Here is a 21,474-nt window from a genome sequence, read left to right on the forward strand (position 1 = left end):
GGATCGGGGCGGAATCGAGGCGCGATGGTGCCACAAACCGCGCGGAGGGTCCGTGGCGCCCGCGCGGCAGGAAACCGCGACTGTGGCGCGGGCGGCTGCTAAAATCCGCGGTCTTCCCGCCAGATGACGGCTGCCGTGACCGCTCCCACTCCCCTGACCTACCGCGACGCCGGCGTCGACATCGATGCCGGCAATGAACTCGTCGAACGCATCAAGCCGCTGGTCAAGCGCAGCTTCCGCCCCGAGGTGATGGGTGGCCTGGGCGGTTTCGGCGCGCTGTTCGACCTGTCGGGCAAGTACCGCGAGCCGGTACTGGTCTCGGGCACCGACGGCGTGGGCACCAAGCTCAAGCTCGCCCAGCAGTTCGGCCGCCACGACACGATCGGCATCGATCTGGTCGCGATGTGCGTCAACGACGTGCTGGTGCAGGGCGCCGAGCCACTGTTCTTCCTCGACTACTTCGCCACCGGCAAGCTCGACATCGATACCACCGCGGCCGTCATCGGCGGCATCGCGCGCGGCTGCGAGCTCTCGGGCTGCGCGTTGATCGGCGGCGAGACCGCCGAGATGCCGGACATGTACGCGATCGGCGAATACGACCTGGCCGGCTTCACCGTGGGCGCGGTCGAGAAGTCCGAACTGCGCGACGGTGGCAAGGTCCGCGCCGGCGACGCGCTGATCGGCATCGCGTCGAGCGGGCCGCATTCCAACGGCTACTCGCTGATCCGGCGCATCTTCGAACGTGCCGGCCGCCCGGACGATATCGAGGTCGGCGGCGTGAATCTGGTCGATGCGCTGATGGCGCCGACCACGCTGTACGTGAAGCCGGTGCTCGAACTGCTGCGCTCCGAGCTCGGCCCGCAGCTGCATGCGATGGCCCACGTCACCGGCGGCGGCCTGACCGAGAACATCATCCGCGTGATTCCCGACGGCCTTGGCCTGACCATCGACGCATCGTCCTGGCCGCAGCCGCCGGTGTTCGAGTGGCTGCAGCGCGAGGGCGCGGTTGCCGACCACGAAATGTGGCGCACGTTCAACTGCGGCATCGGCTTCGTGCTGGTGGTTCCGGCAGAGGCCGTGGCCACATTCGGCGCCGCGCTCGATGGCCTGGGCCTGGCGCACTGGCGGATCGGCGAAGTGGTCACGGCCGGCGACGGCGAACGTGTCCGCATCGGCTGAGGCCGCCCCGGCGCAGGCCCTCGACGACGAGCCCCTGCACCTGCTGCCGATTCCCCCCCGCCCTCCTCGCCAGCCCGACTGGCCGGCGCGCATTGCGACCGGCCGTCCATCCGGCGCTTTGACCGGCATGACAGGCGGGCGCCTCACCGCAGACGCGGCTGCACGTTTTTCCCGCACTATCGTCACTGCCTTGGCGTCAATCCTCGTCGCGCAGCGATTGATGGTCGCCGCGCCGGCGTGGACCAGGCGCGGTAGCGAGGTCGCCTGAGATGCCGTTGCGAATCGCGGTACTGGCCTCCGGGCGCGGCAGCAACCTGCAGGCGATCGTCGACGCGATCGACGCGGGCACGCTGGACGCGGAAGTGACCGGCGTCTGGTCGGACCGTGGCGATGCCCAGGCCCTGGCACGCGCGCGCGGCGCAGGCATTCCCGCCCGGGCGATGCGCCCGCGCGATTTCGCGGACCGCCCCAGCCATGACAGCGCGATGTTCGATGCGATCGACGCCGACGACCCGGACCTGATCGTCTGCGCCGGTTACATGCGCCTGATCGGCGCCCACGTCCTGGCATCGCGGGCAGGCCGCCTGATCAACATCCACCCTTCCCTGCTGCCTGCATTCAAGGGTCTGCACACCCATCAGCGCGCGCTCGAGGCCGGCGTCGCCGAACACGGCGGCAGCGTGCACTTCGTCACCGCCGAACTCGATGGCGGGCCGGTGATCGCACAGGCCCGGGTCCCGGTGCTGGCGGACGACGACGCGGCGCGGCTGGCCGCGCGCGTGCTCGCGCGCGAGCACCCGTTGCTGCTGGAAACGCTGCGCTGGATCGCCGCGGGACGGGTGCGCTGGCAGGCCGACGGGGTGCATGTCGACGGCAGAATGGCCACTGCGCCGCTTCAGCTGGCAGCCACAGACCGGTTCGCATGATGGCGCACCGATGCGCGCCTCCCTGCCCCTGCTGCTGACATCCCTGATGCTGGCCCTTGCGCCGGCGGTTTCGCATGCGGACGATCTGCAGCCTTTCGTGGCTACCTACGACGCCTGGTACCAAGGCAAACAGGCCGGCACCGCGACCATGCGACTGCAGCCCGAGGGCGCCCAGTGGCGGATCGATCTTGGAATCCGCGGCAACCGCGGCTTCGCCGGCATCCTCGGCCTGAACCTTCAACAGGACACCCTGTTCGATGTGGCCGCGGGCATCTACCGGCCGCTGCGCCAGACCACGACGCGCAAGGCCGCCGTGTTCTTCAACCGCAAAATCGAGGGCATCTACGACTGGAGTCGGGGTGTCGCCCGCTGGACCGGCGATCTGAGCAAGCGCCGGCGCGATCCCGTGCCGCTGCAGCCCGGGGACATGAGCGCGTTGCTGATCAATCTGGCGGTCATGCGAGATGCGGCCCCGGGCGCGGCGCTGAACTACCGCTTCGTCGATGGCGGCCGGGTGCGCGACTACGCCTATCAGGCGGCGGCGGAGCCCGAGATCCTTCCGGTCGGCGAGATGAGCTATTCGGCGCTGCGCGTTTCACGGACCAATGGTGGCAATGACGAGATGATCATCTGGGTCGCGGCAGGCGTACCGACGCCGATCCGCATCCTGCAACGTGAAGACGGCGAGGACGCAGTCGACCTGCGCCTGGTCGAATACCAAGGAGCTCCATGATGAAGTGCAACAAGCCCATGTCACGCCTGATCGCTGCGACCGGCGCGGCTGTGCTCGCCATCGCCACGCTGCCCGCGCTGGCGATCGAGCCGTTCAACGCGACCTACCAGGCCAACTACATGGGCATGCGCGCCCAGGCGAAGATGACCCTCGCCCAGGAGTCCGACAACCGCTGGAAGTACGGGCTCGAAGTCACCGGCGCCGGCGCGCGCCTGGAACAGGTCACCACCTTCGAAGCCAACGGCGAGCAGTGGCGTCCCGTGTCGAGCAGCGATTCCCAGCGCGGCGAATCCGGCATCGCGGCCATGCTGTTGAAGAACCGGGAATTGAACACCGCCTACGACTGGAACGCGGGAGAAGCGCGCTTCAGTGGCGATGTCCGCGAGGGCCAGGCCGGGCCGGTGAAACTCCAGCCGGGCGATCTGGACGGCATGCTGATGAACCTCGTGCTGGTACGCGACGTGCAGGCCGGCAAGTCGCCGCTGCGCTATCGCCTGGTCGAGGACGGGCGCGCCAAGCGCCAGGTGTTCGAGCGCGAAGGCACCGAGCAGGTCACGGTGGGTGGACGGACGCTCGATGCGACCAAGGTGGTGCGCACCGACGGGCGTCGCCAGATCATCGCCTGGGTCGTCGACGGCATGCCGGTACCCGCGCGGCTGCTGCAGCGCCGCGACGGCAAGGACCAGATCGACATGCGGTTGCAGGCAGTGAACTGACCCCCGCGCCCCCCGCGCAATGCGAAAAGGCCCCGCGATGCGGGGCCTTTTCGTTCATGGGTGGCTGCGCCCCTGCGGAAGCGGTGACGCTCAGGGCGCGGCCTCGGTCCGGCATTCCAGTCGGATCGACTCGTCGCTGTCGCGCCAGCGATAGTCGACGCAGCTGCGCTGGCCTTCCGTGCTGCGGACCGCCTTCACCGAGAAGAACCCCTGCAGGATCTCGCGGCGGGTCAGCTCGCCGTCCTCGTTCCAGTCCATGTCCCGGAACGCCATGCCGCTGAGCGCGGCGGCGCCCGTGTAGCTCATCCAGCCCAGACCCAACAGCACGGCCGCGATCGTTACGAACAGGGCCATGCGACGTTTCGTGATCCGCGCGTTGAACGCCACCGTCAGCGCACCCGCCGGATCTGCGCGCCGAGGCCGGAGAGCTTGCGCTCGATGTGTTCGTAGCCACGGTCCAGATGGTAGATGCGGTCGATCAGGGTTTCGCCCTCGGCCACGAGCCCTGCCAGGATCAGCGAAGCCGACGCGCGCAGGTCGGTCGCCATCACCGGGGCCCCGCTCAGGCGCTCGACGCCGCGGACGCTGGCGCGCGGGCCGTCGATGTCGATCACCGCGCCCAGCCGCATCAGCTCGCTGACGTGCATGAAGCGGTTCTCGAAGATCGTCTCGTCGATCGTGCCCGTTCCTTCGGCGATGCAGTTCATGGCCATGAACTGCGCCTGCATATCGGTCGGGAAGCCCGGATGCGGCGCGGTGACGATATCGATCGCGCGCGGCCGCCGTCCCTGCATGTCGACGGTGATCCGGTCGCCGTCGATCTCCACGGACGCACCGGCATGGCGCAGCCGCTCGACCACCGCGCCGAGCGTGTCGGGGCGCGCGCCGACTGCGGTGACACGACCGCGCGTCATTGCCGCGGCGACGAGGAAGGTGCCGGTCTCGATCCGGTCGGCGATGACCGCATGGCTCGCGCCGTGCAGCCGCTCGACGCCGCGCACTTCGATGCGCGAGGTACCGGCGCCGCGGATGTCTGCGCCCATCGCGATCAGGCACTCGGCCAGATCGACGATCTCGGGCTCGCGCGCGGCGTTGTCGATCAAAGTGACGCCATCGGCGAGCGTCGCCGCCATCAACACGTTTTCGGTCGCGCCGACACTGATGGTCTCGAACACCACGTGCCCGCCGCGCAGGCGCTCGGCACTGGCCCGGATGAAGCCGTGTTCGACGGTGATCCGCGCACCCAGCGCTTCGAGCGCCTTGATATGCAGATCCACCGGACGGGCGCCGATCGCGCAGCCGCCCGGCAGGGAGACCTCGGCCGCGCCATGGCGCGCGAGGAGCGGCCCGAGCACCAGCACCGATGCACGCATCGTGCGCACCAGCTCGTAGGGCGCCACGTGGCTGCTGACGCTGCGGGGATCGACGGTCACCCGCCCGGACTCGACATCGTGCTCGACGCCCGCGCCGAGCCCCGACAGCAGCTTGGCCGTGGTCAGCACGTCGTGCAGGTGCGGGACGTTGGTGACCTCGACCGGGGAATCCGCCAGCAGGGTCGCGCAGAGGATCGGCAGCACGGCGTTCTTGGCGCCGGAAATGCGCACCTCACCCTGCAGCGTGGCTCCGCCGGTGACAACGATCCGGTCCATCAGCCCTGCCCCGCGCCGGTGGCTGCCGCGTGTTCGTCCGGGGTCCGGGTCACGAGTGCGAGCGCGTGGATCTCGCGGCCCATCAGCGGGCCGAGGGTCGCGTAGACCATGCGGTGGCGGGCGAGCGGCAGCTTGCCGGCGAAGGCGGGCGAGACGATCAGTGCCTCGAAGTGCACGCCGTCGTCCCCCTGCACGTTCGCCACGGCATCGGGCATCCCCTTGAGGATGAGGTCGGTGATGGTCTGGGTATCCAAGAATCGGGTCCTGTAGCGGCGCAGCGTGCCGTGATCGTCGCTGCGCCGGGTGAAGCGCGCATGAGCCGTCAGCACCGACGCTGCCTGTCGCGGAGCATTCACGCGGCGTAGCGCATAAAATGAATGGCTTAGCCTAACGGAAAAGCCCTGTGCCGGATATGGTCGAAAGCGCCCGAAACGCCCCCGCCCGGGGGGCCGGTTTCGCCGCCAGCGGACGCCGCGTCTTCGAGATCGAGGTGCAGGGGCTGCAGGCGGTCGCGGCGCGTCTGGACGGGGAATTCACCGAGGCCTGCGCACGCATGCTGGCCTGCCGCGGACGCGTGGTCTGCACAGGCATGGGCAAGTCCGGTCACGTGGCGCGCAAGATCGCCGCCACCCTGGCCTCCACCGGCACGCCGGCGTTCTATGTCCACCCGGGCGAGGCCGGCCACGGCGATCTCGGCATGATCACCGATGCCGATGTCGTGCTGGCCCTGTCCTATTCGGGCGAGTCCGACGAGATCCTGATGCTGCTGCCGGTGCTCAAGCGTCAGGGCAACCCGCTGATCGCGATGACTGGTCGCGCGAACTCGACGATGGCCCGCGCCGCGGACATCCATCTCGACATCAGCGTGCCGGCCGAGGCCTGTCCGCTTGCGCTTGCGCCGACGTCGAGCACCACCGCCTCGCTGGCGATGGGCGACGCACTGGCGGTGGCGATGCTGGAAGCACGCGGCTTCACGGCCGACGATTTCGCCCGTTCGCACCCTGCCGGGGCGCTCGGGCGCCGCCTGTTGCTGCACATCCGCGACGTCATGCACGGAGGAGGCGAGATTCCGGCGGTGACCGCAGACGCCTCGCTGGCCGATGCGCTGATGGAGATGAGCCGCAAGCGACTGGGCATGACCGTCGTCGTCGATGAAGCCCAGCGATTGATCGGCCTGTATACCGACGGCGACCTGCGTCGCACCCTGACCGACCCGGCGATCGACGTGCGCGATGCGCGCATTGCCGACGTCATGACCCGCGACCCGATCGCGATCGGCGCGGATGCGCTCGCGGTCGAGGCCGCGCGGCTGATGGAAACCCGCAAGATCACCATGCTGCCGGTCGTCGACGAGGCGCGCCGTGTGGTCGGCGCACTCAATGTTCAGGACCTGTTGCGCGCCCGCGTGGTGTAACCGAGGCCCTGTTCAGAAGATGCCGGACCAACCCGCCCCCATGCCAGCCAGCCCGCCGTTCGCCGATGTTCCCGGCGCGATCCTTGCCCGCGCCGCGCGCGTGCGCCTGGCCTGTTTCGACGTCGACGGCACGCTGACCAATGGCGATCTTGCCTTCGACAGCGATGGTCGAGAGATCAAGACCTTCCATGTCCACGATGGCCAGGGCCTGGTGCTGCTGCGCAAGGCAGGCATCGGAGTCGCGCTGGTGACCGCGCGCAAGGGCGGCATCGTCGAGCGCCGCGCCGCGGATCTGGGTGTGGAGGCGCATGTGCATGTAGCCGACAAGCGCGCGCGGGTCGAATCGCTGTGCGCGGCGCTCGGTATCGGCCTGGACGAGGCGGCCTTCATGGGCGATGACCTCGCCGACGTGGGCGCGATGCGCGCGGTCGGCCTGGCGGTGGCGCCTGCCGATGCCCATGCCTGCGCCGGCGACAGCGCCCACTGGCGCACCCGCGCCGGCGGCGGTCGCGGCGCCGGGCGCGAACTGTGCGATCTGATCCTGCATGCGCAGGGACGGCTTGCCGGCATCCACGCCGACGGACGGATCTCGTGAACTGGCGGCTGACCCTCACCGTGGTGTTGTTGCTGGGGGCACTGGTGTCCGGCTGGTCGGTCTGGCGGCAGAACGACAGCATCATCCCGGAGGATGCGGCCGACGGCAGGACCGACTACCTGCTGCGCGATTTCGACATCGTCGCCCTCAACAATGAAGGTCGCGAAGCCTTTTCGCTGCAGGCACCCGAGCTGCAGCAGACCCCGGGCGCACGCACCCTGGAGCTGGTGACACCGCTGTTCCTGATCCCGGAATCCGATGGCGAGGGGCGCTGGACCGTGCGCGCAAAGACGGGCTGGGTGTCGGAGAGCAACGACGAAGTCCGTCTGCGCGGCGAAGTCGTTGCCGACAGCCCCGAAGGCTATCCGCGTCCGACCCGCATGCGCACCGAAGCGCTGAACGTCTTTCCGCAGCGCAACCACGCCACGTCCGATGTCCTCGTGGATGTCGTCCAGCCCGGTTTTACAATGCAGGGCACGGGCATGCGTGCCGACCTCGATTCGGGACGGATCGAGCTTCTCTCCGAGGTGAAACTCCGCAATGAACCGAACTCCCGCCGTTAGCCTGCTGCTGCTTGCAGCCCTTGCCGTGCCGATGGGCGCGGCCGCGAAGTCGTCCGACCGCAACCAGCCGATCGATGTCGATGCGGGCACAAGCGATTGCTCGGTCAGCGATGAGCGCCTGCCGTGCCTGCTCACCAGTGGCGTGACGATCACCCAGGGCACCCTCGAAATCCAGGCGACCCGTGCCGATCTGCGCCGCAGCAATGGCGAATTCCAGCGCGTGATCCTCAACGGCAGCCCGGTGAAGATGAAGCAGCAGATGGATGATGGCGGCTGGGTCGACGCGACCGCGGCGCAAGCCGACTACAACATGCCGAGCGACACCGTCGTGCTTACCGGCAACGCCGTCGTGAACCAGCCCGGCCAGGGCAAGATCGAAGGCCAGCGCATCGTCTACAACATGTCGACCGGCCGCGTGCAGGGCGGCGGCGAAGGCCAGGGCCGCGTGCGCATGCAGTTCCAGCCGCGCACCCCGCAACCCGCGCAGCCTGCGGCGCAGGGCGGCCGCTGATGCTCGTCGCCGAAGGTCTGCGCAAACGCTACAAGCAGCGCGAAGTCGTCAGGGAATTCGGACTGACGCTGGAGCCGGGCGAGGTCGTCGGCCTGCTCGGGCCCAACGGCGCCGGCAAGACCACCTGTTTCTACATGATCGTCGGCCTGGTGCCGGCCGACGCCGGACGCATCGTGCTCGACGGCCACGACATCACTGCCGAGCCCATGTACATGCGCGCCAAGCTCGGCGTCGGTTATCTGCCGCAGGAGCCGTCGGTGTTCCGCAAGCTCAGCGTCGCGGACAACATCATGCTGGTGCTGGAGCTGCGCGAAGATCTCGACAAGGCCGGCCGCCAGAAGGCGCTTGCAGACCTTATGGACGAATTGCAGATCACCCATGTCGCCGACCAGGCCGGTGCCAGCCTCTCGGGCGGCGAACGCAGACGCGTGGAGATCGCCCGTGCACTTGCCGCGAACCCGCGGATGATGCTGCTCGACGAACCCTTCGCCGGTGTCGATCCGATTTCCGTCGGCGAGATCCAGCGCATCGTCACCCATCTCAAGGCGCGCGGCATCGGCGTACTGATCACCGACCACAATGTCCGTGAGACCTTGGGTATCTGTGACCGGGCGTATATCCTCAGCGACGGCGCCGTCCTCGCACAGGGAGCTCCGGACGCGCTGCTGGCCAATCCGGATGTGCGTCGCGTCTACCTGGGGGAATCCTTCCGCCTGTAGTCGGCGCCGCATCCGGCCAGGGGAGTGCCGGGGATGATGAAGCCAAGACTGCAGACATCGCTGGGGCAGCATCTGGTCATGACGCCACAGTTGCGTCAGGCACTGCATCTGCTTCAGTTGTCGTCGGTGGAACTGGAGTCGGAAATCGCCGCGGCGGTCGAGAGCAATCCCCTGCTCGACTGGGATGAGATGGCACCGATCTCGACCCAGCCGGTATCCGAGCGCACCCGGGACACGGACGATTCGAACGCCCCCGATTCCGGGGAGCGCGAGGCCGCGCAGTCCTGGGAGGGCGATGGCGACGAACGCTGGCCCGAGCGCGGCGCGAGCGGCGGCCACAGTGGCGACCGCGATGGCGACAGCGACCCTGCCGACCGCATGGTCCAGACCGAAAGCCTGCAGGACCATCTGTTCTGGCAGCTGCACCTGAGCACGATGTCGGCGCGCGACCGCAATATCGGCATTGCGCTGATCGACGCGATCGACGATGACGGATACCTGCGCGAATCGCTTGACGACATCGCCGCGGCGCTGCTGCCCGAAACCAGCGCGAACGCCGCGGAGATCGCCGCCGTACTGTGTCGCGTACAGCGCTTCGATCCTGCGGGAGTAGGCGCGCGCAGCCTGAGCGAATGCCTGTGCCTGCAGCTCGACACCTTGCCCGCCGCGACGCCCAGCCTCGAGCTGGCCCGGCGTGCGGCGCGCGAGCAGATCGAGCGGCTGCCCAAGCTGGGCACTTCAGGGCTCGCCGATGCCCTGGGCTGCACGGTCGAGGAAGCTGCATCCGCACTGCAACTGCTGCGCAGTCTCGACCCCAGGCCCGGCGCGCAGATCGGCAACGTGCCGCACGACAACTACGTCACGCCGGATTGCGTGATCACGCGCCAGAACGGCGTCTGGCGGGTCGTGCTGGCCGGTTCGCACGCGCCGCGCCTGACCATCCACCGCGGCTACGAGCAGATGATCCAGCACTGCGGCGCGAGCGATGCGGGCTATCTGAAGGGCCGTCTGCAGGAGGCGCGCTGGCTGCTGAAGAACATCGAGGCGCGCGGCGAGACCCTGCTCAAGGTCATGCGCTGCCTGGTGCGCCAGCAGTCGGGTTTCCTCGAGTTCGGCAAGCGGGCCCTGCGGCCGCTGACGCTGCGTGAAGTTGCCGAAGAGATCGGCATGCACGAATCCACGGTCTCGCGCGCCGTCGCGCGCAAGTACGTCCATACGCCGCGCGGCACCCTGTCGCTGAAGGAGTTCTTCGACTCCGGCGTCGGCACCGAAGGCGGCGGCGAGGCGTCGAGCACCGCGATCCAGCAGATGATCCGCAGCCTGGTCGAGGCCGAGAACCCGCGCAAGCCGCTGTCGGACGCCCGGCTGGCCGAACTGCTCAAGGCCGCCGGCGTACCGGTGGCGCGCCGCACGGTGGCGAAATACCGCGAAGCGCTGCATATCGCGTCGTCGCACGAGCGGGTACGCATCGCCTGAATGTGCACCCGCCTGACCGGGACCCATGCATCCGGTCGGCAGCGCTTGCACCCGGCCCCTGCCGCGCTACTCTGGGGCCGATCGCCCGCGATCGCGGGCGGGTCCTTCCCGAACCGTAGAAGGAGTTTGCCGATGCAAGTCGAAACCCATGGCCACCAGCTCGAGGTGACGCCCGCGCTGCGCGAACACGTGGAAACCAAATTCCAGAAGCTCGCCAGACACTTCGACAGACCGCTGGACGTGCGCACCCAGTTGCGCGTCGACAAACCGCACCACAAGGCCGAGGCCACCATGCGGATCGCCGGCAAGGCCCTCCACGCCGATGCCAGCGCGGCAGACATGTATGTCGCCATCGACCAGCTCGCCGACAAGCTCGATCGCCTGCTGGTCAAGCACCGCAAGAAGGTCGTCGACCACCACCGCGGGGAGAACCCTGCACGCGACGGTACTTTCGGCTAGGCTGCGGCTCCCCAGGTACACGCCTCCGGGCTTCGCGGCATGCCCTTTTCCGATCTGCTTTCGGCCGACCGCATCGTCATGGTGGTGGCGCCCGGTTCCCGCGATGTCGTCCTGGACTCCGCAGCGCGCCTGCTTGCGGGCAATTCGCCCACGCTGACCCCGCTGCTCGCCCACGCCTTGCGTGACCGCGAGCAGCTGGGCAGCACCGGGATCGGACACGGGGTTGCGATTCCGCATGCGCGCAGCACCGCATTCCGCGAACCACGGGCGGCATTCCTGCGCCTGTCGCATCCGGTCGACTTCAACGGGGCCGATGGCCAGCCGGTGGATCTGGTGTTCGCGATGTGCGTGCCTGACCAGCAGGTCGAACAACATCTGCAGACGCTGGCGGGCCTGGTGGAGCGCTTCGCCGACGCCGGATTCCGCGATGCCGTGCGTCATGCGCGCGACCTGTCGCAGCTGCGCGGGCTGTTGCTCGATCCTGCGGCGCCAGCCGCGGGGGCGGCGCCATGAACGCAAGTATCCAGGCGCAGGAGCTCTTCGCGCAGCTGCACGAGCGTCTGGGCCTGCGCTGGCTGGCCGGCCAGCATGGCGGGCACAAGGTGCTCGAGTCGGTCGAGACCATTGCCCGCCGCCCTTCGCTCGCCGGCTATCTCAACATCATCTATCCCAACAAGGTGCAGATCCTCGGGACCGAGGAGCTGGCATGGCTAGACGGCCTGGATTCGCGGCTGCGCTGGGAGACCATCGAACGCGTCATCCAGTACCGGCCGCTGGCGATCGTCATCAGCAAGGATCAGCCCTGCCCCGAGGACCTGCGCGAGGCGGCGGATGAATCGCAGACGCCGCTGTGGAGCTCGCCCAACCGCGGCCACGAACTGCTCAACCTGTTGCAGTACCACCTCGCCCGGCAGCTCGCGCCGCGCATCACCCTGCATGGCGTCTTCATGGAGGTGTATTCGATCGGCGTGCTGATCACCGGCGAGTCCGGCTCGGGCAAGAGCGAACTCGCGCTGGAGCTGATCACCCGTGGCCATCGGCTGGTCGCCGACGACGCGCCGGAGTTCACCCAGATCGCGCCCGACGTGCTCGACGGCACCTGCCCCGAACTGCTGCAGGACCTGCTGGAACTGCGCGGCCTGGGGGTTCTGAACATCCGCGAGATGTTCGGCGATACCGCGGTGAAGCGGAACAAGTACCTGCGCCTGATCATCCATCTCAGCCGTCCCAACGCCGACACGATGGCCGGTGATGGCGACGGCATGGTGCGCCTGACCGGCGATCTGGGCGTGCGTCGGCTCCTCGACCTCGATGTGCCATTGATCACCCTGCCGGTGATGCCCGGCCGCAATCTGGCGGTGCTCGCCGAAGCGGCAACGCGCATCCACAACCTGCGAACCAAGGGGCTCGATCCCGCCGCGGCGTTCCTCGCCCGTCATTCACAGTTCCTGGAACGGGGCGCCCCATGAAAGAAAGCACCCCGCCCCTCTTCTATGTCGTGAGCGGTCTGTCGGGCAGCGGCAAGTCCGTTGCGCTGCGCACATTCGAAGACCTGGACTTCTACTGCGTCGACAACCTGCCGGCGGCGATGCTCGCCGACTTCGTCGCCAGCGTGACCCGCGCCGACGAGCCGCCGCGCCGGCTCGCCGTGGGCATCGACGTGCGCAACCGCCACACCGATCTGTCGAAGGTACCCGGCTGGCTGGCCGGCGTGGGCGCGCTGGGGCTCGACCCGCGACTGGTGTTCTTCGAAACCGGGAACGAGGTGCTGCTGCGGCGCTTCGCCGACACCCGTCGCAGGCATCCGCTGAGCCGCGTAGGGCTTTCTCTGGCCGATGCGATCGCGCTCGAGCGCAACCTGCTGCGACCGCTGCGCAGCCTCGCCGACACCGTCATCGACACCAGCGACCTCAATGTCCATCAGCTGCGCAGGCGCATCGTCACCGAGCTCAACCTGTCCCAGGACGAGTCGGTGTCGCTGCTGTTCGAATCCTTCGCCTACCGGCGCGGCGTGCCGGCGGACGCCGATTTCGTCTTCGACGCACGCGGCCTGCCCAACCCGCACTGGGATCCGCGGCTGCGACCGCTGTCAGGGCGCGACGCGGACGTGCGCACCTGGTTCGAAGGCCAGGCGGACGTGGGTGACTTCATGGGCCAGGTCGCACAGTTCCTCGACAACTGGCTGCCGCGGCTGCGCAGCGACACGCGCAGCTACGTGACGGTCGCGTTCGGATGCAGCGGCGGCCGGCACCGCTCGGTCTACCTCGCGGAAGCCCTGGCCCGTCACGCGCGCGAGCAGGGATGGCGCGACGTGGCGACCTATCACCGCGAACTCGACTGAGCCGCCTGGGGCCGCGCGCGCGGCATTCGGTGTGGTTTGCGACACATTGCACCATGCGTGGTGCTTCCGGCCGGTCACCCCGCTCTGCTAACGTCCACCGATGGCCGTAGGCGTACTCCTGTTGACCCACGAAGGGATCGGTTCCGCGATGTTCGCGGTGGCGACGCGTCTGATGCGGCAGCTGCCGCTCAAGACCGCGGTGTTCGAACTCGCATTCGACGAGGATCCTGAAACCGCGCTGCCGCGTGCAAGCGCGGCGATGCGGCGCGTCGATGATGGCGATGGCGTGCTCGTGCTCACCGATCTCTACGGCGCCAGCCCCAGCAACCTGGCCGCGGAACTCGCGCGGCTCGGCACGCCCGCCAGGCGCGTCGCCGGGCTGAGCCTGCCGATGTTGCTGCGGGTCATGAATTATCCTGAGCAGGCCCTCGATGCGATGCCGGCCACCGCCGCGGCGGGCGCCCGCAACGGCGTGCTGCTCGACGACGCCTGACTCCTTCCACGCAAAGCATCCCCCAGGACCCCACGATGATCGAACGCGAACTGCTCGTCGCCAACAAGCTCGGCCTGCACGCGCGCGCGACCGCAAGACTCGTCCAGGTGCTTTCCGGCTTCCGCTGCAACGCGACGCTCGTCGCCAAGGGGCGCGAGGTCAATGCCAAGAGCATCATGGGCGTGATGCTGCTCGCCGCGGGCCATGGCACCCAGGTCGTGCTGCGGCTCGATGGCGAGGACGAGGCGGCCGCCGCCGAGGCCGCCGCCGCGCTGTTCGAGCGCAGGTTCGACGAGGAGAGCTGATGCGCAAGGCTGTCCCCGGGCAGGGCGCGTCGCGCGGCAATGCGCTGGGACGGGCACGCGTGCGCGAGCCGCACGCTCTGGAAGTCGCCGAAGCCCGCATCGGGCCGCACGAAGTCGAGGCGGAGCTGGCCCGCCTGCACGCCGCCATCGAGCAGGTGCGCAGCGAGATCCGCGCGATGCGCGACCAGCTGCATGGCGCGCTCGCCCACGAGGTCGGCGAGTTCCTCGACCTGCACACGCTTCTGCTCGAGGACCCCGAGCTGCTGCATGGGCTCGACGCACTCGTGCGCAACGACCTGTACGGCGCGGACTACGCCCTGCGCCTGCAGCGCGACCGTCTGGCCGCGGTCTTCGAAAGCATGGACGATGCCTACTTCCGCAGCCGCATCGAGGACATCGACCACGTCATCGGCCGCGTCCATGCGGCGTTGCATGCGCACGAAGCCGAACTCCAGGGCGTGGCCGGCGAGATCCTGGTCACCGATGCGATCTCTCCATCGGAAATCGGACGACTGCAGGCACAGGGCGTCCTCGGCATCGTGACCTGCGGCGGCAGCGCGCTGTCGCACGCGTCGATCCTCGCCCGCAGCCTGCACCTGCCGCTGATCGTCAATGCGCCGCAGGCGCTGGGCATGGTCAACGACGGCGACGTACTGGTGATCGACGGCAGCACCGGCGAGATCGTGATCGAGCCGAACGCGGACGACCTGCGGGCGTATCGCACGCGTCTTCGCGAGGAAAAACGCGAACGCAAGCAGCTGCGCCGCCTGCGACGCGAGCCGAGCAAGACGCTCGACGGCGTCGACATCCGCCTGTACGCGAACGCCGAGTCGCGCGAGGACGTCGCCGAGGCGCATTCGATCGGCGCTGCCGGCATCGGCCTCTACCGCACCGAGTTCCTGTTCCTGCAGGGCCGCGAGATTCCCGACGAGGAGGCGCAGTTCCGCGCCTATCGCGATCTCGTGCTCGGCATGACCGGCCGCACGGTCACGATCCGCACCCTCGACATCGGTGCCGACAAGGCCGACGAAACCGGCCTTGCGCTGCGCTACGAACCCAATCCGGCACTGGGCCTGCGCGGCGTGCGGCTGTCGATGGCGCGCACCGGCCTGCTGGAGACCCAGTTGCGCGCGATCGTGCGCGCGTCGGGCTACGGCCCGGTGCGCATCCTGGTGCCGATGGTCAGCGGCCGCGAGGAAATCGTCGCGGTACGTCGCCTCCTGGTGCGTGTGCAGCAGGACATCGCCCGCGAGGGATTCGAGACGGCCGAGCGGATCGCGCTGGGCGCGATGATCGAGGTGCCATCGGCCGCGATCGCCCTGCCCGTTTTCGCCCGCGATCTCGACTTCGTTTCGATCGGCACCAACGATCTGGTGCAATACCTGCTGGCCGCGGACCGCAACAACGATGCGCTTGGCGAGCTGTATTCACCCCTGCACCCGGCCGTGTTGCGCCTGGTGCACAGCGTGGTGCGCATCGCGCGCGCCCGCGGCATGCCGGCATCGGTGTGCGGCGAGATCGCCGGCGACGCCCGCTTCACCCCGCTGCTGCTCGCCCTCGGTCTCGAGGAACTGAGCCTGCATCCCTCGCCGATGCTCGAAGTGCGCCGCGCGATCCGGGCGCTTGACCTCGGCCAGCTGCGTGCCCGTGCGCCCGCACTGCTGCGCGCGCGCGATCGTGCGGGCATCGAGCGCTGGCTCGACTCGGCGCAGCCGGTGCATCTCCCGGGCTGAGCGTCGCCCAGCACCTTCGTGCTGTCTTCCGGGTCGGCACCCGATGGCGACACTGCGCTGTCGAGTGCATGACAGGCTGCGCATCCCTGGGCAAATGCCCTGCGCGCGTCCGCGCTCGGTATCCCCACCGGGTATCCAACGCGGCCTTCGCTCCGACATCTTGGCGCGCCGATGGCGCAAGGCCATCGCTTTCCCGATAATGGGCGGATAGACAAACCCGACCAGTCGCGCCAGCCCGTCGCGACGCGCAGCGGAGCGATCCATGGCCGAAGCCGTCCGCCACGACAAGACCGCGCGACAGCTGCGCCTGCTGTCCCATGCACTCGACAGCGGCCGACTGGGGCCGGTGCGTCGGCTGGTGCATACGCTGGCGCCGGCCGAGATCGGCAATCTTCTCGAATCGCTGCCGCACGACAAGCGCATGGTCGTCTGGGGCCTCGTCGACCCCGAGGACGATGGCGAGGTCCTGGTCCACGTCGGCGATGAGGTGCGAGAGAGCCTGATCGCGGACATGGACGCCGACGAGCTGGTGGCCGCTGTCGAAGATCTCGACATCGACGATCTGGCCGATCTCGTCGAAGACCTTCCCGATGCCGTCATCGACGAAGTGCTGCGGGCAATGGACCGCGAGAACCGCGAACGCCTGGAGCAGGTGCTCTCGTATCCGGAAGACACCGCCGGCCGCCTGATGAATCCCGATGTGGTGACGGTACGCGCCGACACCACCGTCGACGTGGTGCTGCGCTTCCTGCGCCTGCGCGGCGAACTGCCCGAGCACACCGACCACCTCTACGTCGTCAACCGGCGCCACCAGCTGATGGGCTGGGTCGCTCTGCAGGATCTGGTGACGCGCGAGCCCGCTACGCCGATCAACAAGCTGATCGACGACGAGCTCGATTCGATCCACGTGGCCGATTCCGCCGAACACGTCGCCCGTCAGTTCTCCGACAACGACTGGGTCTCGGCGCCGGTCGTCGATGACGGCAACGTCCTGCTCGGCCGCATCACGGTCGACGACGTGATCGACATCATCCGCGAGCAGGCCGAGCACCAGGCCCTGTCGGCTGCCGGTCTCGACGAGGACGAGGATCTCTTCTCCCCGATCAAGCGCGCGGTGCGTGGTCGCGTGGTGTGGCTGGGCATCAACCTGTTGACCGCGTTCATGGCGGCGTTCGTGATCGGCCGCTTCGAGGCGACCCTCGAACAGGTCGTCGCGCTCGCGGTACTGATGCCGATCGTCGCCGGAATCGGCGGCAACGCTGCGGTGCAGGTGTTGACGCTGATGGTCCGAGGCCTTGCACTCGGCCAGGTCGGCGCCAGCAATGCACGCATCCTCCTGTGGAAGGAAGCGCGCGTCGCGCTGATCAACGGCCTGCTGATCGGCAGCCTGGTGGGGCTGGTGGCGCTGGTCTGGTTCGGCGACTGGGTGCTGTCGCTGGTGATCTTCGCCGCCCTGGTGATCAACTTCTGCTCCGCGGCGCTGGCGGGCGTACTGCTGCCGCTGCTGCTCAAGCGCATGCGCGTCGATCCCGCAGTCGCGGGTACCGTGGTGGTCACGGCCGTGACCGACATCATGGGCTTCTTCAGCTTCCTGGGCCTGGCCACGGTGATCATGCTGCGCTGAAGGAACGCCCTGCATGGCGTGCTACGCCATGCAGCCCTAGGCGTCGGCGATGCGACTGATCCAGGCGATGAAGTCGTCGGCGTCCTCGTTGGCGCCATGTCCTGCATCCCAGTACATCGCCGCGTCCACATCGTCGCCGCGGGCGGCCGCCACAGCAGCGAGATTGGCGAGTACCGATAGCGACGTGTCGGTATCGCGGGTACCGACCCGCAGCCACCAGTGCTTCGCCCTTGCGCGGTTGCCCTCGAGGAGGAACGGCATCGGGTTCATCTGCTCGAGCGTACGCGGCAGGTCGGCATCCAGTACGGCGGTGGGATCACCGCTGGCCTTGCGAAGGCTGTAGGTGGTGAAGTGCCGGGCTTTGGTTTTCCCCAGCCCGAACAGGTTGTTTTCGGGGGCTGACAGATCGAAGGCGTCGAAGGCCGGAAGCGACTTCCTGCGCGCTCCGACATGGGCCCTGAAGTCGGCCCAGGAGAAGCCCGAGCGGCGGTCGACATAGCGGATGAAGGAGTGGGTGAAGAGATAGGTCGCGCGCTCGGCAGCAGGCAGCGACGCCAGATAACGATCTGCGGCCGGCTGCAGATAGCTCTCCACGAGGTACGGGCCAAGCGTCTCCGCGGTCAACGCAGCTACCCCTTCGCCATGGAGCCCCAGGCTGGCCTGGTAGCCCGCGAACGCACCGGCCAGTTGCGCGGACTCCAGCGGGTCGACAAGGCCGCCCGTGGCGAGCGGGTTGTCGCCCCAGTTCCACTCGTAGGCCATGTCGGCATGATCGAGGTCGGTGATCGGGCACCACGCAGCTGCGGCGAAGACGGCGTCACTGGCATCGGCGGCACCGACCGCCGCCAGCGCTTCGTCATAGAGGGTGTCGTCCGCCGACGCCCCGAGCAGGGCGGACAGCGCGCCGCCGGCGCTGGTGCCCGAAGACACGATCCGATCCATATTGCCGGGCACCTTGTGCCTGTTGGCGCGCAGGTAGCGCACCGCCGCCTTGAGGTCGACGATGGCCGCCGGGGCCACCCCGTAATAGGCCCCCTCGTCATTGCGCAGCGTGCGTCCGCGCGCGCCCGGTTCCACGACGACGTTGCCGGCCGCCAGCGCCAGCCGGGCATTGTTCACCATCCTGCCGGCCCGCGAGATCATCGCATTGCCGCCGCTGCCGACCTGGGCCATTGCGTCTGGCGGTGGATCGCCCGGCGGCATCGCGCCCATGCCGGGCATGCCGGTCATGCCGCCGGCGCCCACGCCTGTCGCTTTCACGGTGCTCGACGGCAGGTAGCCCCCCACCGAATTGGCAAACAGGATCGGCGCCCGCGATGCGTCCACCGGGACCGCATCGATCGCCACCGGGACGGATATGTTGAGGCTCTGGCAGGCGACATCGACGGGCTTGGCCACATACGGGATGGCCCGGTAGAACCGGTAGGTCACGGAGCGGTCGCCGCCGGCGGTGGCGATGGTGTCGGTCAGTTCTTCGAAAGCTTCGGTATCGAAGCGGAGGGTATGCCCGCGCGTCGGACCGCGCCCGCATCCGGACAGTACCGGCACCGATAGCGCCAGCCCGGTGAGCCCCAGGCGAAGGACGTCCCTGCGCTCAACCATGGCGGTTCTCCAGTGGGGTCCGCTGGCAGCAGCCGGCATGCGATGGCTCACGGCCCGCGCATCCGCTGCCAGGATGATCTGGCCGGCTGGACCTGCGTCGACGGACAGGGGGGATGACATCGCGTACTGCGGGCCCGTCGCGCGCACCGATGGCGGGCTTGCCGGTCTGCGGGTCCGGACCGATTCGGCCGGGCCTCACACGGCGCGGACGCCGCAGATGCACGGAGCGCCCACTGCGCACGTGACCTGCGCGCAAGGCGTGCCTGGCCGCCTGGGCCACGACATCGTCCGTGGGGGGCCGCGTAGCCACGATGGAGACGCGCAACACGGGTCGCGGATCGCGGGTGGCTGGCGTGACCGACGTGCTGCACACCTGGCACCTCCGTGCCCGCCGCCCGCCCAGGACAGCATGGACTGCAGGTAGCAGTGCCGCCGTTTGGCCGCGGTGAAAACCCCAGGCCGTCTCTGCGCCGCGACAAGGATCGACACAGCCGCAGGCGAGACCGACAGCGACACCGGCTGCCGATCGCATGCGGGCGCCGTGCTCCCTGTCCCGTTGCTCGTGCCGCTAGCCGACGCCTGCCCGGCTCATGGCCCGCACTGCCACCGGCCGACCCACTGGCGTTGCGCGCCATCGGCACGGTGATAGGTCAGGGTGGCCGCTACCGGCGGCGATTCGCCACCACCTACCGCAGCGCCGGTTACTTCGATATCGATGGTCTTGCCGGCACCGGCGAACCGCGCGCCGCGCAGCATTCCATCGAAGCCGCCGGGGGCTGCCACCTGCTCCAGGTAGTCACCCACCTTGACCACGCCGCGTGCCGGCGCGTTTGATGCGACGTCACCCATCGCTAGCAGCAGCGGCGCCTTTCCGGCGGTGCCGGCGAAGCTGCAGCCGAGCTCACCGGCCAGCGCCGCACCCTCGATCTCCTGCAGCGACAGCGGCGAGAGCATGCTCTCCGACCCGTCGCCGCCGCGGGTGGGACCGCCCAGGGGAGCGAGCGTCACCAGCCGGTGTCCGGCATCGTTGCAGACCGTCAGCCGACCCTCGCTTTCCGCAGCCCCCACCGCCTGCACGCGCACCCCCGGCGCCAGGGCCTCAAGGTCTACCGGCGCAGCCTCGCAGAGGTTCCAGCGCGCGGGCAGTTGCAGCGCCACGCGCCCGCCGCCATCGACATCGACCTCGACCACCGCGTGTCCGTCGTACGCCCACGGCCGGGTGTCGATGGCCACGACGGTGCCCTCGATGGCGACATCGCGGCTGACTTCCGGATGCGCCACATGCGGGCTCGCACAGGAGGCCGCGGCAAACGCGATGGCCAGCGCCATCGCTGTCGCGCCGGCAGGGAGGGATTCGCAATCGCGCATGGGCATGCTCGGAAAAAATGGGCGTTGCGCGAGGCTAGCAGGACGACAGAACCCGGGAAGTTTCGCGCCTGCGGACGTGGCCTGCTTCGGACACCGAAGCCCCGAAAGCAACTCCGGCCTGGCTTGGATGCGTGGCGTGCCGACGCTCGGATGGGCACCGGCAAACGCTCCGGCGAATGTCGCCAATCAATCACCGGTCCGCGCCTCGATCGAGCGCGCACTGCCGTCCTCGCAGGGCCCGGCGGGCTCGCGAACGAGCCGGCACGAGGCACGTCCAGCCCACCGCCCAGGCCGTCGGCAAACGCTCACGCCCCCTGCACGCAACCGGCGTAAGTTCCAAAAAAGCCGGCAGCCGCTGGCACACATGGAGCAGGACGATGGCCGCAGTTCTTGGTGACGTGGGCCGTAGCTGGTGGCTGTTCCTGCTCTACGGCCTGATCGCGATCGCGTTTGGCGTGGCGTGCATGTTCTGGCCGATCGCATCGGTGCTGGCACTGGTGTGGAGCTTCGGCATCCTGTCGTTGGCCGACGGCATTGTCACCCTGATCAGCGCCTTCCGGCGCGACATCTCCCTGCCGCGCTGGTTGCTGATTGTCTACTCGCTGACTTCGATCCTCTTCGGGGTGTTGGCGATCGCGCAGCCGCTGGGCATGGCCGAAGCGATGTTCTGGGTGCTGGCCATATGGCTGGTGATTGCCGGCGTCGCGCGCATCGTGATGGCGATCCGAGTCCGCAAGGAGGTCAGCGGTGAATGGATGCTGGCGCTCAGCGGCGTATTGGCGATCGTGCTGGGCGTGCTGTTCCTGGCGATGCCTGGCGTGGGCATGCTGACGGTCCTGATCTGGATTGCAGCCGGCGCCCTGGTCTACGGCGCCCTGCAAGTCGCCCTGGCCTTCCGCATGCGCAAGGATCTCAAGCCGCTGGCCGTCTAGTACCCGCGCATCGCTCTGCCGCTTCGTCGCTAGCGGCAGCATCCGCATGCAGGCGGTTTCGTTCGTAGACATTGCCTCCCCGGGGAGCTTCGGAAGAATGGCCGGGGGTGGTCGCCACCCCGGAGCCGAGGAATTC

Annotated in this window: 24 protein-coding genes; 19 read left to right on the forward strand and 5 right to left on the reverse strand. The window is 68.7% G+C overall.

All coding sequences use genetic code 11. The features are described from left to right. The first annotated feature begins 135 nt into the window (after positions 1–135). The 4 genes from purM to CNR27_RS13320 all read left to right on the forward strand — a co-directional run bounded on the left by purM (position 136) and on the right by CNR27_RS13320 (position 3,554). On the forward strand, positions 136–1,179 hold the full coding sequence (gene purM / locus CNR27_RS13305) for a phosphoribosylformylglycinamidine cyclo-ligase (protein ID WP_425435454.1): 1,044 nt from the start codon (positions 136–138) through the stop codon (positions 1,177–1,179). 269 nt (positions 1,180–1,448) lie between these two features. Beyond that, positions 1,449–2,105: a phosphoribosylglycinamide formyltransferase gene (gene purN / locus CNR27_RS13310; protein ID WP_096299501.1), complete on the forward strand. Its 657-nt coding sequence runs from the start codon at positions 1,449–1,451 to the stop codon at positions 2,103–2,105. A gap of 10 nt (positions 2,106–2,115) precedes the next feature. Next, on the forward strand, positions 2,116–2,838 hold the full coding sequence (locus CNR27_RS13315; protein WP_425435456.1) for a DUF3108 domain-containing protein: 723 nt from the start codon (positions 2,116–2,118) through the stop codon (positions 2,836–2,838). Next, complete coding sequence (locus CNR27_RS13320; protein WP_233580133.1) at positions 2,838–3,554, forward strand: DUF3108 domain-containing protein; 717 nt, start codon at positions 2,838–2,840, stop codon at positions 3,552–3,554. The genes CNR27_RS13315 and CNR27_RS13320 overlap by 1 nt, the downstream gene beginning before the upstream one ends. A 90-nt stretch (positions 3,555–3,644) precedes the next feature. Here CNR27_RS13320 and CNR27_RS13325 read toward each other — a convergent pair whose 3' ends face one another. From CNR27_RS13325 to CNR27_RS13335, 3 genes are read right to left on the reverse strand one after another with little or no spacing between them, the layout of a single operon-like run. After that, complete coding sequence (locus tag CNR27_RS13325) at positions 3,645–3,908, reverse strand: hypothetical protein (protein WP_096300665.1); 264 nt, start codon at positions 3,906–3,908, stop codon at positions 3,645–3,647. Positions 3,909–3,943: 35 nt separating this feature from the next. Continuing rightward, positions 3,944–5,203, reverse strand: coding sequence for a UDP-N-acetylglucosamine 1-carboxyvinyltransferase (murA, locus tag CNR27_RS13330; RefSeq protein WP_096299505.1), 1,260 nt, complete (start codon positions 5,201–5,203; stop codon positions 3,944–3,946). Continuing rightward, positions 5,203–5,457: a BolA family protein gene (locus CNR27_RS13335; RefSeq protein WP_096300666.1), complete on the reverse strand. Its 255-nt coding sequence runs from the start codon at positions 5,455–5,457 to the stop codon at positions 5,203–5,205. Before CNR27_RS13335 ends, murA begins: the two co-directional genes overlap by 1 nt. A gap of 158 nt (positions 5,458–5,615) precedes the next feature. On the opposite strand from CNR27_RS13335, the gene CNR27_RS13340 reads away from it, so the two are divergent. From CNR27_RS13340 to mgtE, 14 genes are all read left to right on the forward strand, one after another. Continuing rightward, a complete protein-coding gene (locus tag CNR27_RS13340) occupies positions 5,616–6,617 on the forward strand; it encodes a KpsF/GutQ family sugar-phosphate isomerase (RefSeq protein WP_096299507.1) in 1,002 nt (333 codons plus the stop codon). Between the two features lie 40 nt (positions 6,618–6,657). Further along, the gene (locus CNR27_RS13345; RefSeq protein WP_096299509.1) at positions 6,658–7,212 is read left to right on the forward strand and encodes a KdsC family phosphatase; all 555 of its coding nucleotides are present in this window, start codon (positions 6,658–6,660) and stop codon (positions 7,210–7,212) included. Further along, a complete protein-coding gene (lptC, locus tag CNR27_RS13350; protein ID WP_157745493.1) occupies positions 7,209–7,775 on the forward strand; it encodes an LPS export ABC transporter periplasmic protein LptC in 567 nt (188 codons plus the stop codon). Before CNR27_RS13345 ends, lptC begins: the two co-directional genes overlap by 4 nt. Beyond that, positions 7,753–8,286 (forward strand): lipopolysaccharide transport periplasmic protein LptA, encoded by a 534-nt coding sequence (gene lptA, locus CNR27_RS13355; protein ID WP_096299511.1) that lies wholly within the window; start codon positions 7,753–7,755, stop codon positions 8,284–8,286. Before lptC ends, lptA begins: the two co-directional genes overlap by 23 nt. Continuing rightward, on the forward strand, positions 8,286–9,005 hold the full coding sequence (gene lptB, locus CNR27_RS13360; protein ID WP_096299513.1) for an LPS export ABC transporter ATP-binding protein: 720 nt from the start codon (positions 8,286–8,288) through the stop codon (positions 9,003–9,005). Before lptA ends, lptB begins: the two co-directional genes overlap by 1 nt. Positions 9,006–9,041: 36 nt before the next feature. Continuing rightward, the gene (locus tag CNR27_RS13365) at positions 9,042–10,481 is read left to right on the forward strand and encodes an RNA polymerase factor sigma-54 (protein WP_096300670.1); all 1,440 of its coding nucleotides are present in this window, start codon (positions 9,042–9,044) and stop codon (positions 10,479–10,481) included. A 132-nt stretch (positions 10,482–10,613) separates the two neighbouring features. Beyond that, complete coding sequence (hpf, locus tag CNR27_RS13370; protein ID WP_096299515.1) at positions 10,614–10,940, forward strand: ribosome hibernation-promoting factor, HPF/YfiA family; 327 nt, start codon at positions 10,614–10,616, stop codon at positions 10,938–10,940. 39 nt (positions 10,941–10,979) lie between these two features. Next, on the forward strand, positions 10,980–11,453 hold the full coding sequence (locus tag CNR27_RS13375; RefSeq protein ID WP_096299517.1) for a PTS sugar transporter subunit IIA: 474 nt from the start codon (positions 10,980–10,982) through the stop codon (positions 11,451–11,453). Beyond that, positions 11,450–12,409, forward strand: a complete 960-nt coding sequence (gene hprK / locus CNR27_RS13380) for an HPr(Ser) kinase/phosphatase (RefSeq protein WP_096299519.1) — start codon at positions 11,450–11,452, stop codon at positions 12,407–12,409. The genes CNR27_RS13375 and hprK overlap by 4 nt, the downstream gene beginning before the upstream one ends. Further along, positions 12,406–13,281 carry an RNase adapter RapZ gene (rapZ, locus tag CNR27_RS13385; protein WP_096299521.1) on the forward strand — a complete coding sequence of 292 codons (876 nt, stop codon included), beginning with the start codon at positions 12,406–12,408 and terminating at the stop codon, positions 13,279–13,281. Before hprK ends, rapZ begins: the two co-directional genes overlap by 4 nt. A 100-nt stretch (positions 13,282–13,381) precedes the next feature. Further along, entirely contained in the window at positions 13,382–13,774 is a 393-nt protein-coding gene (locus tag CNR27_RS13390) for a PTS sugar transporter subunit IIA (RefSeq protein ID WP_096299523.1), read from the forward strand. Positions 13,775–13,809: 35 nt separating this feature from the next. Continuing rightward, positions 13,810–14,079, forward strand: a complete 270-nt coding sequence (locus tag CNR27_RS13395; RefSeq protein ID WP_096299525.1) for an HPr family phosphocarrier protein — start codon at positions 13,810–13,812, stop codon at positions 14,077–14,079. Then, positions 14,079–15,812 (forward strand): phosphoenolpyruvate--protein phosphotransferase, encoded by a 1,734-nt coding sequence (gene ptsP, locus CNR27_RS13400; RefSeq protein ID WP_096299527.1) that lies wholly within the window; start codon positions 14,079–14,081, stop codon positions 15,810–15,812. Before CNR27_RS13395 ends, ptsP begins: the two co-directional genes overlap by 1 nt. Positions 15,813–16,074: 262 nt before the next feature. Then, positions 16,075–17,436 carry a magnesium transporter gene (gene mgtE, locus CNR27_RS13405; protein WP_096299529.1) on the forward strand — a complete coding sequence of 454 codons (1,362 nt, stop codon included), beginning with the start codon at positions 16,075–16,077 and terminating at the stop codon, positions 17,434–17,436. A gap of 36 nt (positions 17,437–17,472) precedes the next feature. Here the strand turns inward: mgtE and CNR27_RS13410 are convergent, their stop codons facing one another. Further along, positions 17,473–19,038 carry a subtype B tannase gene (locus CNR27_RS13410; RefSeq protein WP_096299531.1) on the reverse strand — a complete coding sequence of 522 codons (1,566 nt, stop codon included), beginning with the start codon at positions 19,036–19,038 and terminating at the stop codon, positions 17,473–17,475. A gap of 588 nt (positions 19,039–19,626) precedes the next feature. Continuing rightward, on the reverse strand, positions 19,627–20,412 hold the full coding sequence (locus CNR27_RS15475) for a hypothetical protein (RefSeq protein WP_179948188.1): 786 nt from the start codon (positions 20,410–20,412) through the stop codon (positions 19,627–19,629). A 371-nt stretch (positions 20,413–20,783) separates the two neighbouring features. On the opposite strand from CNR27_RS15475, the gene CNR27_RS13420 reads away from it, so the two are divergent. Then, the gene (locus CNR27_RS13420; RefSeq protein WP_096299533.1) at positions 20,784–21,338 is read left to right on the forward strand and encodes an HdeD family acid-resistance protein; all 555 of its coding nucleotides are present in this window, start codon (positions 20,784–20,786) and stop codon (positions 21,336–21,338) included. The last annotated feature ends 136 nt before the right edge of the window (positions 21,339–21,474 follow it).

The sequence above is a fragment of the Luteimonas chenhongjianii genome (genome assembly GCF_002327105.1).
In the GTDB taxonomy this organism is placed as follows: domain Bacteria; phylum Pseudomonadota; class Gammaproteobacteria; order Xanthomonadales; family Xanthomonadaceae; genus Luteimonas; species Luteimonas chenhongjianii.

Excerpts from the sequence above, each read along its gene's own strand:
- murA (WP_096299505.1), bottom strand. The coding sequence starts at position 5,203 with ATGGACCGGATCGTTGTCACCGGCGGAGCCACGCTGCAGGGTGAGGTG.
- mgtE (WP_096299529.1), top strand. The coding sequence starts at position 16,075 with ATGGCCGAAGCCGTCCGCCACGACAAGACCGCGCGACAGCTGCGCCTG.
- CNR27_RS13365 (WP_096300670.1), top strand. The coding sequence starts at position 9,042 with ATGAAGCCAAGACTGCAGACATCGCTGGGGCAGCATCTGGTCATGACG.
- CNR27_RS15475 (WP_179948188.1), bottom strand. The coding sequence starts at position 20,412 with ATGCCCATGCGCGATTGCGAATCCCTCCCTGCCGGCGCGACAGCGATG.
- CNR27_RS13395 (WP_096299525.1), top strand. The coding sequence starts at position 13,810 with ATGATCGAACGCGAACTGCTCGTCGCCAACAAGCTCGGCCTGCACGCG.
- purN (WP_096299501.1), top strand. The coding sequence starts at position 1,449 with ATGCCGTTGCGAATCGCGGTACTGGCCTCCGGGCGCGGCAGCAACCTG.
- lptB (WP_096299513.1), top strand. The coding sequence starts at position 8,286 with ATGCTCGTCGCCGAAGGTCTGCGCAAACGCTACAAGCAGCGCGAAGTC.
- hprK (WP_096299519.1), top strand. The coding sequence starts at position 11,450 with ATGAACGCAAGTATCCAGGCGCAGGAGCTCTTCGCGCAGCTGCACGAG.
- CNR27_RS13315 (WP_425435456.1), top strand. The coding sequence starts at position 2,116 with ATGCGCGCCTCCCTGCCCCTGCTGCTGACATCCCTGATGCTGGCCCTT.
- CNR27_RS13340 (WP_096299507.1), top strand. The coding sequence starts at position 5,616 with ATGGTCGAAAGCGCCCGAAACGCCCCCGCCCGGGGGGCCGGTTTCGCC.
- CNR27_RS13320 (WP_233580133.1), top strand. The coding sequence starts at position 2,838 with ATGAAGTGCAACAAGCCCATGTCACGCCTGATCGCTGCGACCGGCGCG.
- ptsP (WP_096299527.1), top strand. The coding sequence starts at position 14,079 with ATGCGCAAGGCTGTCCCCGGGCAGGGCGCGTCGCGCGGCAATGCGCTG.
- CNR27_RS13325 (WP_096300665.1), bottom strand. The coding sequence starts at position 3,908 with ATGGCCCTGTTCGTAACGATCGCGGCCGTGCTGTTGGGTCTGGGCTGG.
- CNR27_RS13375 (WP_096299517.1), top strand. The coding sequence starts at position 10,980 with ATGCCCTTTTCCGATCTGCTTTCGGCCGACCGCATCGTCATGGTGGTG.
- rapZ (WP_096299521.1), top strand. The coding sequence starts at position 12,406 with ATGAAAGAAAGCACCCCGCCCCTCTTCTATGTCGTGAGCGGTCTGTCG.
- CNR27_RS13345 (WP_096299509.1), top strand. The coding sequence starts at position 6,658 with ATGCCAGCCAGCCCGCCGTTCGCCGATGTTCCCGGCGCGATCCTTGCC.
- lptA (WP_096299511.1), top strand. The coding sequence starts at position 7,753 with ATGAACCGAACTCCCGCCGTTAGCCTGCTGCTGCTTGCAGCCCTTGCC.
- hpf (WP_096299515.1), top strand. The coding sequence starts at position 10,614 with ATGCAAGTCGAAACCCATGGCCACCAGCTCGAGGTGACGCCCGCGCTG.
- CNR27_RS13410 (WP_096299531.1), bottom strand. The coding sequence starts at position 19,038 with ATGGTTGAGCGCAGGGACGTCCTTCGCCTGGGGCTCACCGGGCTGGCG.
- CNR27_RS13420 (WP_096299533.1), top strand. The coding sequence starts at position 20,784 with ATGGCCGCAGTTCTTGGTGACGTGGGCCGTAGCTGGTGGCTGTTCCTG.
- CNR27_RS13390 (WP_096299523.1), top strand. The coding sequence starts at position 13,382 with ATGGCCGTAGGCGTACTCCTGTTGACCCACGAAGGGATCGGTTCCGCG.